Here is a 13,420-nt window from a genome sequence, read left to right on the forward strand (position 1 = left end):
AACTGTTCAGCCATGCACAAGGATCTGCCCACCTCCCCCGTCCACCGTCTGAGTGGCGTTTTTGGAACGTTGGCGTCCCAGTTGCCACATATTGGTGTTGCGGGTTCGCGCTCTGCATCATTGCACAACGAGGGGCGAGACGTTCTCCACCATCCAGAGCAAACGCGCCTGAGTCCTCTTGACCCCGCGCACCGCCTTCGTCTGCGGTTAGCAATGTTTTTAGGCACCGTCGGCGCATTTATGATTGCCATTGGTGGGCTAGGCGCTGGGGCTTACCCAGTGCTACATAATCCATTTTGGCAACTACCATTCGTGAGCACTCTTTCACGGATGCTCCATGCATCCACTGTGATGGTGTTCCTCGGCATCGGCATACTTGTTATCGGCTGGCTACTCATGGCCAGATTTTGCGTCAGTTTACGGCGACGGCGCGTCCACCTTGTTCCGGTGAGCATCTTGTGGAGAACTTTCGTTGCCTGGGTCATCCCTCTGTATGTGACCGCTCCATTGTTCACCCAGGACATTTATTCTTACTTGGCGCAAGGATCCATTGCTGCTCGAGGCTGGGATCCCTATGCAGCTGGCCCCGTCGACTTATTGGAACCGGATAACCCACTCGTTCGCTCTGTTCCATTGATGTGGAGTCACTCCCCCGCCCCCTACGGCCCCACTGCTTTGGGTTACGGTGCCGTGATCTCATCGCTGACGCATGACAGTTTTGTTGCCGGTATTTTGCTACATCGCCTCGTATCGATTATTGGCCTTGCCCTCGCGGGTTGGGCTCTGGTCCGACTCTCCCGACGCTGTGGCGTGCCCTCTCAAACTGCCATGTGGCTTGGCGTATTGAACCCACTAGCTCTACTGCATTTGGTGGGCGGTATACACAACGAAGCCGCTATGTTGGGATTACTTCTGGCCGGATTGGAACTAGTGTTGCGCGGAGTGGACCAGGTGGAACGCCCAATTCAGAGCTGCTGGATCCTCCTCATCCTGGGGCTATGTCTCATCACCGCTGCCGGTTTGGTGAAGGTCACTGCACTAATGGCACTGGGATTTGCTGCGGTAGCTATCGCCCGTTGGTTTGGTGGAACCATCACGGATCTCATCAAAGCTGGTCTGATCTCTGCCTCGGTGGCGGTTATTGTAGCCCTTGTGCTGTCACTAGGTACAGGCGTGGGGCTCGGCTGGATCACATCCCAGGGCGGAGCAACGGAGATCGTGAGCTGGATGTCATTTTCCACAGTCCTGGGACTCGCCTCAGCATTCCTTGGCATGAATTTAGGACTGGGTGATCATCAAAGAGTTGCGCTGACAGTCTTTCGTAGTCTTGGTGTTCTCGTTGGTATCGCGTGGGTAGTCCGTATGTTGTGGGCCTCGTTCAAAGGCCGGATCCATCCCGTGGGTGGTCTTGGCTTGGCAATGTTCCTCATGGTGGTCTTCTTCCCTGTAGTCCAGCCCTGGTACCTCTTATGGGCAATCTTCCCGCTGGCGGCTTGGGCAAACCGTGACCCATTCATTTTCATCGCGGTGGCATATTCCACGTTATTCAGCTTCGCAGTCCTTCCTAGGGGGCTAGGTCTACCCCCGGCGACTGTGGTCTATATCTACGTCATGTTTGTCGTAATTTTTGCCGTTGTACTCCTGGCCGGCTATTTCTTTGTGCGTGCACACCCTTATCTGGCGGACGCGATAAAAACAGGTACGCCTCTTGACAGAGAAGCATTGCGTCGTCATAAGAAATCACAATGAAGCGCGCTAAAGTAGTGCTCCGTGACCCAAGCAAATACCTCGACCAAGAGTTCACGACACGGCGCGGAGATCTTGTGTCTCGAGAAAGTGGTGCGCCGTTTCGGTAACAATGTGGCAGTCAATGAACTGAGTTTTTCTCTCCATGCTGGGGAAGTGCTCGCTCTCCTAGGGCCGAATGGCGCAGGAAAGACCACCACAGTGGAAATGTGCGAGGGATTCTCCTCCCCCGATGAAGGCACAGTACGTGTCTTCGGCATGGATCCCGTAGCCAAAGCAGATGCCGTACGCGAACGCATCGGTGTGATGCTGCAGGGCGGCGGTGCGTACCCTGGTGTGCGCGTTGGTGAGATGTTGGAATTGGTTGCCAGCTACTCCACGGATCCCCTGGATACCCAATGGTTGTTGGAGACGGTAGGCCTGGCGTCGCATAAAAAAACACCGTATCGGCGTCTATCCGGAGGCCAACAACAACGGCTTTCCCTTGCCTGCGCGTTGGTCAATCGCCCCGAACTGGTCTTTTTAGACGAACCCACCGCGGGGCTTGATGCTCAGTCGCGCATGGTGGTCTGGGATCTGGTGCGTTCGCTACGCCGAGATGGAGTAGCAGTGGTATTAACCACTCACCTCATGGATGAAGCAGAAGCTCTCGCAGACAACGTGGTGATTATCGACAAGGGGCGAGTAGTAGCGCAGGGTTCCCCCGAACAACTCACCTCCATGCGAGTCATAGGCGGTGACTCCGCCGAGGGAAACGCAGGAGGGATGGTGACGATCCATTATGACGGGGACCTGGCAGCCGAAGAATTAGCTGCCCAACTCCGGCAAACCGGGGTGGGAAAGGAGGCTGTATCTGTCAGTGAAACCAAAGCTCAGCATTTGGCTATTAAAACTAAAGAAGTGACTCCTGAGTTCATTGCAACTCTCACACAGTTGCTCGCGGACAAGAGCATTTTGTTGCGAAGCCTCGACGTGAATAAACAAACTCTCGAGGATGTGTTCCTCAACATCACAGGACGGGAGATCCGCTCATGAGGACCCCTTCAAATCAACGGTTCAATGACGGTCTATTCATACCTCGGCCGCAACGTGCCTCCGCCGGCAGGATTCTCAAAGCTCAGGCAAAGATGGAGTCCATTCTTTTCCTTCGACACGGAGAACAGCAGCTTCTGTCACTCGTTATCCCGCTCGCTATGCTGATCGGCTTATCGCTGCTTCCTGGTCTGATCGAAGGAAGAAACGTCAACGTGGTCTACCCCATGGCTCTAGCTATCGCTCTCATGGGCGCAGGATTTACAGGGCAGGCCATTGCCGTGGCATTTGACCGGCGATATGGAGCTCTTAAACGCATAGGCGCCTCCGGTGTTCCGACGTGGGCACTAATCGGCGGAAAAGTCTGTGCCGTGGGGAGCGTGGTTGCCGTACAGATTCTGATTCTCAGTGCTGTGGCGGTGGTGCTTGGGTGGCATCCTTCTCTTGCAGGTATCCCGGCGGCCATTGCGATCGGTGTCCTCGGCGTGTCTACTTTTACGAGTTTCGGCCTATTTTTGGGAGGGCGTTTCAGCTCGGAAATGGTGTTGGCCCTGGCCAATACGGTGTGGTTTATTTTGCTGGGTGCTGCTGTGTTTTCCGTCATGGGGGCTGGACTCAGCGACACCACGCGGACGAGCATGATGCTCATTCCCTCCGTAGCGCTGACACAGGGGTTTTCCGATGCTCTCAACCACGGCCAATGCGATTGGTTTGCAGTAATCGCGTTGATTGCTTGGTCCCTCATCGGGACGGCCGCAGCCTTTAAATTCTTCCGCTTCACCATGGACAGCGATTAGCCGCCACATCTGCCCCGCATTGTGATGAAAAGATCTCACGCCGCGCAGTGGCATGTCCCTTTTTCCGTCCTCGTGGCTGAGCCATTAGGCTAGTGAATGTGTTGGAATCAATGCGATCGCGCGTGAAAAAAGAACAAAACCCGCTGGCAAAAGTGATGGTTGCCTTTTACGCCTGGGTGCATAAGATGGACGCTCACTACGGCTTCCCCCGTCCGGTGCGTATACCGTCAATCCGTACCCAGCGATTGTTCGCCATCATCCTCCTGATCTGCCAAACCGGCATTACCTTTACCGGATCCCTTGTGCGTGTTACTGGTTCAGGCCTGGGATGCGATACGTGGCCAGAATGCCATCCTGGTTCCTTTGTCCCGACCTCGGGCGCTGCCCCATGGATTCACCAGGCCATCGAGTTCGGCAACCGGCTTCTCACCTTCGTCCTGATCGCAGCAGCCCTCGTGACTTTCATCGCGCTAGTGCGCGCGGGGCGACGCACGCTTTTGCTTCACATGGCCTTTCTTCAGGGAATTGGCATCATCGTTCAGGCTGTGATCGGCGGCGTCACCGTGCGTTTGGATCTCGCGTGGTGGATGGTTGCGGCTCATTTCATGCCCTCGATGATTTTGGTCTTTTTTGCAGCAGTATTGGTGATCCGTGTTGCTGAGCCAGACGATGGGCAGCGCGTATACCAGATGCCTAAGCCGTTGCGTTATCTCGCGACCGGCATGTCTTTTGCGTTGTTTGTGGTCCTCACTAGCGGTACGTTAGTCACTTCAGCTGGCCCTCACGCCGGGGATGAAGCCATCCTTCCAGAGCACCGTCTCCAGATTGAACTTATTACTATCGCTAATTTGCATGCGCATGCTATGTATCTTTATTTGGGCATGACGATCGGTCTCATTGCCGCGTTGTTTGCTATCAATAAAAACCGTGTGCTCAAGCAGACATCACTGTGGTTGTGCGGCGCAATTGTCTTCCAGGCTGTTATCGGTATTATCCAGTTCCGGATGGGCGTTCCGATTTGGACCGTTCCAGTTCACGTTCTGGGTTCAGGCATTACCTGCCTGATTACCGGCGTGCTGTGGGCACAGCGGCAGCGTTTATTGGGAGGAGATGCAGCCCATACTGGTTCCCCAGCCGCAGACGCCACCGTAGTGAATAATGTGGACTACTCCGTGACCCATTAGCTGGGGCGCACAGAGCGCAGTGATCTCCAGCACTGAACCCCTGCCGCACTCTGTGTGATTGCGGCAGGGGTATCTACGTTAAGCACAGAGGCGTCAAGTTATTCTTTGGTTGGCGGGGACACGTCACCAACGCATCCGACAAACGGCACCGGGAGTTGCTCCATCTCCCGCCATGTCTTGAGACACGAGAGTACTGCTACACCTCTCGGTATGGAGTAACGCTGAGTATCGGTATGGGGGTTAAACACCAAGCAGCTCGGCGATGGTGTTCCAGCCGAGGACCGCGTCGACAGACAGCGCAACGAACAGGATAGATAAGTAGTTGTTCGATAGGAAAAACAGCTGCATTGGCTTGACCGGAGTTCCATGTTTGACGCCCTGATGTAGGCGGTGCGCCATGACGATGAACCAGAGCCCAGCAGCCACAGCAATGACGGAATAAATCCATCCAGCTGCGGGAACGAGGAAAAGAGAGGTGATGACTGTCGCCCACGTGTACAGCAGAATTTGGCGAGTAACCTCTAACGGCGGTTTGACCACCGGCATCATCGGAACACCAGCCGCTTCATAATCCTCGCGGTAACGCATGCCTAAAGCCCAGGTGTGCGGAGGAGTCCAGAAGAAGATGACCATGAACAGTATGATCGCCTGAGCCCACGAGCCCCATCCGGCGTGAAAAGCCCCGCCGTTGTTATCTGTGATGACGGCCCAGCCAACGACCACAGGCATGCAGCCGGCCGCCCCACCCCAAATCACGTTCTGCCACGTACGGCGCTTAAGCCACTTTGTATAGACGAAAATGTAGAACCAAATGGTCAAAAGGATGAACAGCGCTGCAAGCAACGATTTAGCCAATAGCCACAGCCACAGGAAGCTGATCACCATCAACGACCACGCGAAAATTTTCGCATTCTGTAGAGAGACAGAGTCCTTGGCCAAAGGTCGCCGCCGCGTACGACGCATCTTCTGGTCAATGTCGTGATCGGCAATCATATTAAAAGTGTTGGCGGACGCGGCGCCCATCCATCCACCGATCAGCGTGAGAATGATGAGACCGAAATTGACTTCCCCACGCTCTGCCTGGAGCATCGCAGGAATTGTCGCGACTAGGAGTAATTCGATGACCCTAGGCTTTGTCAGGGCAATATATGCCTTGACTGTGTCAGCGAACTTGTTCACCGAGCCTCTCGCCTCACTTTTCTTCAACTCATACGTCTTCGGAACGCCCTTATTAAGCTACCCGAGCCTAGCCGAGACAAGAAACAGGACACCACCACAAACAGAAGTTAGAGGCAAACACTAAGATGAAAACGTAAATCTGCCATTAAGAAGTGACAGACTTCTTCTCCTTGTCTGCAGAAAGGCATTTTCAGTGACTCTCTCCCCTGAGCAAACAGCCCTGACTGTTCGGAACTATCCAGCCGACTGGTCTGAGTCCGATACGCGTGCTGTTGATCTGGCTCGTGTGCTCGCTGCCGATTCCGTCGAGAACTGCGGTTCTGGTCACCCGGGTACAGCCATGAGTCTCGCGCCACTGGCCTACACCCTGTACCAAAAGGTCATGCGTCACGATCCTCACGATCCTCAGTGGGTTGGCCGCGATCGTTTCGTCCTGTCAGCTGGCCACTCCTCCCTGACGCAGTATATTCAGCTATATCTCGGCGGTTTCGGTCTCGAGATTGAGGATCTCAAAGCATTGCGTACCTGGGGTTCGAAAACCCCGGGCCACCCGGAGGTACACCATACAGATGGTGTTGAAATTACTACCGGCCCCCTGGGACAAGGGTTGGCGTCTGCAGTTGGTATGGCCATGGCGGCTCGTCGAGAGCGCGCCCTCTTTGACCCTCAGGCTCCCGCGGGCGAATCGCCTTTCGATCATTACATCTACGTGATTGCTTCTGACGGCGACATGCAAGAGGGCGTCACCGGTGAAGCGTGTTCTATTGCGGGGACACAACAACTGGGTAACCTCATCGTTTTCTGGGACGATAACGGTATCTCCATTGAAGATGACACGACCATCGCATTCACTGAAGATGTCGTAGCCCGTTATGAGGCCTATGGTTGGCAGACTCTTGAGGTCACGGCCGAAGATGTGGAAGGCATTCTGGACGCCGTGGCACGAGCACAGGCTGAGACCTTGCGCCCTACCTTCATCCGTGTTCGCTCCGTGATCGCCTACCCGGCTCCGAATGCGATGAACACTGGTGCATCACACGGTGCTGCTCTAGGCAAGGAAGAGATCACTGCTATCAAGCAAGAACTCGACTTCCCAGACACACCTTTCCCTGTTGAGGATGAGGTGGTGGCTCACGCTCGTCAACTGATTAAGCGCGGAGCTGATGCTCACGCCGAGTGGAATAAGAGCTTTGAAGCGTGGGCGGCTGCTCATCCTGAAAATAAGCAGCTCTTCGACCGTCTTTTCGCCCGGGAGTTGCCTGCGGACTTCGACGCGCAGTTGCCGAGCTGGGAGGAGGGTGAATCGGTTGCTACCCGTAAAGCATCAGAGGCAGCGCTGCAGGCGCTGGGTGCTACGCTGCCAGAACTATGGGGTGGCTCTGCCGATCTAGCCGGTTCCACGAACACCATTATCAAAGGTTCGCCCTCTTTCGGACCTGAGTCCATCTCCACCAAGATGTGGTCAGCTGAACCAGGTGGGCGCAATGTGCACTTTGGTATCCGTGAACACGGCATGGTTGCGATTCTTAACGGTATCGCATTGCACGGACCCACGAGGCCTTATGGAGCCACATTCCTGCAGTTTGCAGATTATGCGCGCGGTGCTGTGCGCCTCGGAGCTTTGATGAAGTCCGATGTTTATCACGTATGGACCCATGACTCTATTGGCTTAGGTGAGGACGGGCCGACACATCAACCTGTTGAACACCTTGCTGCCCTGCGAGCCATCCCAGACTTGGCTGTCATCCGACCAGCGGACGCTAATGAAACCGCGGTTGCTTGGGCTGAAGCACTCAAAGCTCCTGAGGGACCGAAGGCTCTGATCTTGACTCGCCAGAATGTGCCGGTTCTTCCCGGGACAAAAGAAAAGGCTGCTAAGGGAGTCGCTCGCGGTGCTTACGTGCTACGCGAGTCCAGTGCTGAGAAGCCGGACGTTATTGTCTTGGCAACCGGTTCCGAGGTTCACATTGCCCTCGAAGCTGCTGAGACACTCGAGCAGGAAGGCATCGCAACCCGCGTTGTTTCTGTTCCTTGTATGGAGTGGTTCATGGAACAGGACTCCGAATACATTGAGTCTGTTCTGCCAGCGGATGTGACCGCACGTGTATCGGTAGAAGCTGCTATCGCCATGCCGTGGTACCGGTTCACCGGCCTCAAGGGCCGCAATGTTTCCCTCGAGCACTATGGCGCATCTGCAGACTTCACGACGCTCTTTAAGAAGTTCGGAATCACTGCAGAAGCAGTTGTCGCCGCTGCCAAAGACTCTTTGCACGAGCGTTAAGCGGTATCCATAACTACCGCGCACGTCCCATGTGGGCCCTCCTTTTGTGTGGTACTTGCCCTCCCCTTCTCCTTAGAGCGGAGGGTTTTTCCGTACCATGTGGGGAGAACACCGTATTGAAAGGTCTATAGGTCTATACGTCATGAGTCCTCTCTCCTCTCCTTCCATTGCTAATCCCGACGCTATGAAGGTGCCTGCCTCCATTAGTTCTTTGTCACGCATCGGTACTTCTGTGTGGCTCGATGACCTTTCACGCGACCGCATCGTGTCGGGAAACCTGGCCGACGTCATAGAGTCCAAGGGGGTCGTAGGAGTGACGACCAACCCGGCGATTTTCGCTCACGCAATGTCTCAGGGACACGCTTATGATGCACAGCTTCAGGAACTGGCATCCAACGATGTACCTGCTGATTCTGCGGTGTTTGCTATGGCCGCTGAAGACGTGCGCGCAGCGTGCGACGTTTTCCGTCCTATCTACGACGCCACTCATGGCCGCGACGGTCGTGTATCCCTCGAGGTTGATCCCCGTCTTGCTAATGAAAAGGATGCGACCGTTGCGCAGGCGAAAAACCTAGCCAGGACTGTTGACCGGCCGAATCTCATGATCAAAATTCCCGCTACTGAAGAGTGCCTTCCCGCAATCTCGGAAGTACTGGGTGCCGGTATTAGTGTCAACGTGACATTGATCTTTTCCGAAGCTCGTTACCGTCAGGTCATGGAAGCGTTTATCGAAGGTATCGCTCTGGCTCGTGACAATGGACATGACCTGAGCACTATTCATTCCGTCGCTAGTTTCTTCGTCTCCCGTGTGGACACTGAAATCGATAAACGTCTCGACGAGATCGGTACGCCGGAAGCTTTAGCGTTGAAGGGCAAAGCGGGTGTTGCTAACGCCCGTTCTGCTTACGCGGCGTTTGAAGAGATGCTGCTCAACAACGCGGATTGGCAGAAATTGGAGGAAGCTGGAGGGCGTGTACAGCGTCCTTTGTGGGCGTCGACATCCGTGAAAAATTCCGACTATCCCGACACCCTTTACGTCACAGAATTAGCGGGCCCTCACACGGTGAACACCATGCCGGAAGCTACTCTCGATGCAGTCATTGACCACGCAGAAGTGGGTGGCGATACGTTGAGTGGCACTGAGAGTGCTGCGCATACTGTGTTCGAATCTCTGACGTCCGTGGGCATTGACTGTGCAGATGTGTGGGCGGTTCTCGAGGACGAGGGCGTACAGAAATTTGTCGACTCGTGGAACGAGCTGCTCGATACACTCAGCGCACAGCTCGACAAGTAAGAGAGTAGCTGGGTAGGTAATAAAGTAGTGCGCATGTTCAATGCTGATCCAGAGCAGTGGCACAACCCCCTGCGAGACGACTTCGATAAACGCCTCCCTCGTATCGCCGGCCCGTGTGGATTGGTGATTTTTGGCGTTACTGGTGACTTGGCGCGCAAGAAGTTACTCCCTGCTGTGTACGACCTCGCTAACCGCGGGCTTCTGCCTGCTGGTTTCAGTCTCGTTGGTTATGGTCGCCGGAATTGGACGAAACAGGAGTTCGAGGAGGAGGTCAAGTCAGCCGTTCAAGACCGCGCGCGTACAACCTGGCGGCAGGAAGTATGGGATCGGCTGGCTGAAGGTATCTTCTTCGTGACGGGTGATTTTGTTACAGACGTGGCTTTTGACAATTTGGCCTCTCAGATTAAAAAGATTGATGACCTCAGAGGAACCGCAGGTAACTGGGCCTATTATTTGTCCGTCCCGCCGGAGCACTTTTCTCATGTGTGTCACCAGTTGGATCGATCAGGCCTTGCCGATGGCTCTAAAGTAAATGGTTGGCGTCGTGTGGTCATAGAGAAGCCATTCGGTCATGATGAGGCATCGGCGCGTGAGCTGAATCACATCGTCAATAGTGTTTTCCCCGAGTCCAGCGTGTTCCGTATCGACCATTATCTGGGCAAGGAAACGGTGCAAAATATTCTCGCCCTACGCTTCGCTAACCAGCTATTCGATCCGCTGTTCAACAGCCACTATGTGGACCATGTACAGATCACCATGGCTGAGGATATTGGCCTCGGTGGACGCGCGGGCTATTACGATGGCATCGGCGCAGCCCGTGACGTGATGCAAAACCACCTATTGCAGCTCATGGCTCTGATTGCCATGGAAGAACCTGTCGCGTTCAATCCCGCCGAGTTGCAAAATGAAAAGCTCAAAGTGTTACGCGCTACCAGGCCAGTTGGTCCATTTACCAAGACGACAGCCCGCGGTCAATATACATCCGGATGGCAAGGTTCCGAAGAGGTTGTAGGGTTGCGCCAAGAAGAAGGGTTCGATCCTGAATCGACCACGGAGACCTTTGCCGCTGCAACATTCGAAATCTCTTCGCGTCGTTGGGCTAGCGTACCGTTTTATCTGCGTACGGGAAAACGGTTGGGGCGCCGTGTTACAGAAATTGCCCTGGTATTCAAGGAAGCCCCATATCTGCCTTTCGGCCCGGGATCGACCACTGCACAAGGCAATAACATGCTGGTCATCCGCGTACAACCTGATGAAGGCGTGCTCATGCGTTTTGGCTCGAAGGTACCGGGTTCTGCGATGGAAGTGCGCGATGTCAATATGGATTTCGCCTATTCCGAGGCTTTTACAGAGGAATCTCCTGAAGCGTATGAACGCCTCATTCTCGACGCTCTGTTGGATGAGGCATCGCTATTTCCAACAAATGAAGAAGTTGAACAGTCGTGGAGGATTCTCGACCCGATTCTCGAAGACTGGTCGCTTCACGGACGACCCGACGATTATGCCGCAGGTACTTGGGGGCCCCGCGCGGCTGATGACATGCTGCGCCGCTCAGGTCGCAGTTGGCGCCGGCCATAAGTAAACGACCACTGGATACATTATGATTATCGACCTTCCGAATACGAAGACCGTTCAGATCGTGAAACGTCTCCGCGCTCTGCGCGAGGAACGAGGCGAAGTCGCCACCGGTCGTGTATTGACCTTTATTGTGGTGGTTAATGATTCAGATAATCTGGATCGGGTAATCGCCTCCACGCACGAGGCCTCGCGTGAACACCCTGCCCGAGTGGTGGTAATGGTGAGTCATCGAGATGCTGAAGAGACACGCCTCGACGCCGAAATCCGGATCGCTGGTGACGCTGGAGCTTCTGAAATCATCGTCATGCATCTGTTTGGCACCCTCAGCTCTCATCGCGCATCGGTCGTCACTCCGTTGCTGCTCCCAGACACACCGGTTGTGGTGTGGTGGCCCTCTGATGCGCCACGAAACCCTTCAACGGATCCGCTCGGAGCGCTCGCAACTCGTCGCATCACCGACTCTTTTCATGATCCCGATAATGACGCGCTCTACCGTCGTAGAATGACCTACACCCCCGGTGATTCAGACCTGACGTGGAGCAGGATCACCCTGTGGCGGGGACTGTTGGCGTCGACACTCGATCAACCTCCCCATGAGCCTATCCGAGCTGCAGAAGTGTACGGGCCAGCTGACGACGCCTCGCTGGATATAGCAGCGGGCTGGCTCGCAGATCGGCTGGATGTGCCAGTGACGCGGCATGCGACAGATAGCGACCGAATTCCACTCGACGATGAAGGCTACGCGACGTTTCCCATTGAACGTGCGGTGCTGAGACGCGATATCGGCGATGTAGAGGTGTCCGTCGTTAACTCGTCTACGGTCAATGTGAGGATCGATAGCCACAGCCAGAGCATGAACTCCAACGTGACCCTTACACGCAGAGCTGTTGGAGACTGTCTTGCCGAAGAGCTGCGCCATCTCGATCCGGATCACGCTTTTGGCCATGCGCTGCGCGGTCTTGTGCGTGTGAACCGTCCGGATCGACGTGGGCGGTTTCATAGATCACTGCGCGTGAATAACGACTACTTTGATGGACTGGACAAGCAAGATTATTCTCAACAGGTTCAGGTCTCACGACGCTAGAATCGGCTGCATGAGTTCACACACTGCTTCTGTGCCCGAAATCCGTGTTTTGCCCAATAAACTGGCTGTGGCTAGCGCTGTGGCGCGCGAATTCTGGAACACGATTGCCGCTCTTCAGCGTACGGGAAACACTGTGCACGATGATGGTGTCGTGCGCGTGGTGCTGACTGGAGGCACTGTCGGTATCGAGACGTTACGGCAGATTCTCCTGCTTGATCATGCGGCTAAGACGAGTGCCGAGGACTTCCCGATCACCACTGTGGACTGGAATAGGGTGTTGGTTTTCTTTGGTGACGAACGTTTCTTGCCTACCGGAAACCCAGATCGCAACGATACTCAAGCGTTCAATGCATTGCTTCGACATATTGATATCCCCCGCAGTAATGTTTTTCCCTTTTCCGCACCACAGCCAGGTGAAGCCTTCGATGGAGAGAACTTAGACTTGGCAGCGGAGAGTTATTGCAGAGTTCTTGGGCGTGAAGCGCCTGAGGGATTTGATATTCATTTACTCGGGATGGGGCCTGAAGGTCACGTCAATTCACTATTCCCCCAGACCCCAGAGCTGCTCTCCCCCACTGCGCTAGTGCAATCCGTACGAGGATGCCCTAAGCCGCCGGCGGAGCGAGTAACACTCACACTCGATGCTATTGCCACAGCTCGGCGAGTGTGGCTGATCGTCGCGGGCAAAGAGAAGAAAGAAGCAGCGGTCCACGCTGCCGATCGGGACAGTTCCGGAGACTGGCCTGCGGGTATGGTTCAGGGTGCAGACCACACCATACTATGGGTCGATCACGCGGCAGACCCAGGTACAGACTGAGACCAACAGTCGGGGTGTTACCCCTTCCCTGCGCTGTATGCAGCGGAACGTGCAGTGCGGGAGGGGCTTATGGCCTCCACGTCGCGAGGCCTCAGGGGCAACTTAGAGTACGAGATTCAACGCGATGAGCGCGAAGAGCCACAGCAGTGCGGTGACGACAGTGAGGCGATCGAGGTTCTTCTCCGCCACGGTGGAACCGGAAAGATTCGACTGCATTCCACCACCAAATAGGCTGGACAGGCCGCCACCTTTACCCTTGTGAAGGAGCACGGACAGGCCCAAGATGAGGCTCAGGAGAACCAGAAGGATCTGCAGTGTAAGGATCAATGTCCTGCCTTTGTTCGAATTATGGTGTGAACATCTAGCAATGTCAGCGTCTGACAACGTTCTCAATCTACCTGCGTGCGTCATGGCGCGCAATCTGCCAC

General features: G+C 55.0%; 11 protein-coding genes. 9 read left to right on the plus strand and 2 right to left on the minus strand.

The window, feature by feature from the left end; genetic code table 11:
- Positions 1-12: 12 nt before the first annotated feature.
- The 4 genes from mptB (at position 13) to GP473_RS04510 (ending at position 4,759) form a co-directional block, all read left to right on the plus strand.
- Positions 13-1,749 carry a polyprenol phosphomannose-dependent alpha 1,6 mannosyltransferase MptB gene (gene mptB / locus GP473_RS04495; protein ID WP_185769770.1) on the plus strand — a complete coding sequence of 579 codons (1,737 nt, stop codon included), beginning with the start codon at positions 13-15 and terminating at the stop codon, positions 1,747-1,749.
- 21 nt (positions 1,750-1,770) lie between these two features.
- Entirely contained in the window at positions 1,771-2,781 is a 1,011-nt protein-coding gene (locus GP473_RS04500) for an ABC transporter ATP-binding protein (protein WP_246394920.1), read from the plus strand.
- Positions 2,778-3,575, plus strand: a complete 798-nt coding sequence (locus GP473_RS04505) for an ABC transporter permease (protein WP_185769771.1) — start codon at positions 2,778-2,780, stop codon at positions 3,573-3,575. Before GP473_RS04500 ends, GP473_RS04505 begins: the two co-directional genes overlap by 4 nt.
- Before the next feature lie 110 nt (positions 3,576-3,685).
- Positions 3,686-4,759, plus strand: coding sequence for a COX15/CtaA family protein (locus GP473_RS04510; RefSeq protein WP_185770671.1), 1,074 nt, complete (start codon positions 3,686-3,688; stop codon positions 4,757-4,759).
- Between the two features lie 240 nt (positions 4,760-4,999).
- On the opposite strand, the gene GP473_RS04515 is transcribed toward GP473_RS04510, so the two are convergent.
- A complete protein-coding gene (locus tag GP473_RS04515) occupies positions 5,000-5,965 on the minus strand; it encodes a heme o synthase (protein WP_185769772.1) in 966 nt (321 codons plus the stop codon).
- Positions 5,966-6,131: 166 nt separating this feature from the next.
- Here GP473_RS04515 and tkt point away from each other — a divergent pair, with 166 nt between their 5' ends.
- From tkt to pgl, 5 genes are all read left to right on the plus strand, one after another.
- Entirely contained in the window at positions 6,132-8,219 is a 2,088-nt protein-coding gene (gene tkt / locus GP473_RS04520; protein ID WP_185769773.1) for a transketolase, read from the plus strand.
- A 184-nt stretch (positions 8,220-8,403) separates the two neighbouring features.
- Complete coding sequence (gene tal / locus GP473_RS04525) at positions 8,404-9,513, plus strand: transaldolase (RefSeq protein ID WP_185770672.1); 1,110 nt, start codon at positions 8,404-8,406, stop codon at positions 9,511-9,513.
- A gap of 33 nt (positions 9,514-9,546) precedes the next feature.
- Positions 9,547-11,091 (plus strand): glucose-6-phosphate dehydrogenase, encoded by a 1,545-nt coding sequence (gene zwf / locus GP473_RS04530; protein ID WP_185769774.1) that lies wholly within the window; start codon positions 9,547-9,549, stop codon positions 11,089-11,091.
- Between the two features lie 22 nt (positions 11,092-11,113).
- Entirely contained in the window at positions 11,114-12,175 is a 1,062-nt protein-coding gene (locus GP473_RS04535) for a glucose-6-phosphate dehydrogenase assembly protein OpcA (RefSeq protein WP_185769775.1), read from the plus strand.
- 10 nt (positions 12,176-12,185) lie between these two features.
- The gene (gene pgl, locus GP473_RS04540) at positions 12,186-12,992 is read left to right on the plus strand and encodes a 6-phosphogluconolactonase (protein WP_185769776.1); all 807 of its coding nucleotides are present in this window, start codon (positions 12,186-12,188) and stop codon (positions 12,990-12,992) included.
- Positions 12,993-13,094: 102 nt separating this feature from the next.
- Here the strand turns inward: pgl and secG are convergent, their stop codons facing one another.
- Positions 13,095-13,319 carry a preprotein translocase subunit SecG gene (gene secG / locus GP473_RS04545; RefSeq protein WP_185769777.1) on the minus strand — a complete coding sequence of 75 codons (225 nt, stop codon included), beginning with the start codon at positions 13,317-13,319 and terminating at the stop codon, positions 13,095-13,097.
- Between the last annotated feature and the right edge of the window lie 101 nt (positions 13,320-13,420).

This window comes from Corynebacterium anserum (assembly GCF_014262665.1).
Lineage (GTDB): Bacteria > Actinomycetota > Actinomycetes > Mycobacteriales > Mycobacteriaceae > Corynebacterium > Corynebacterium anserum.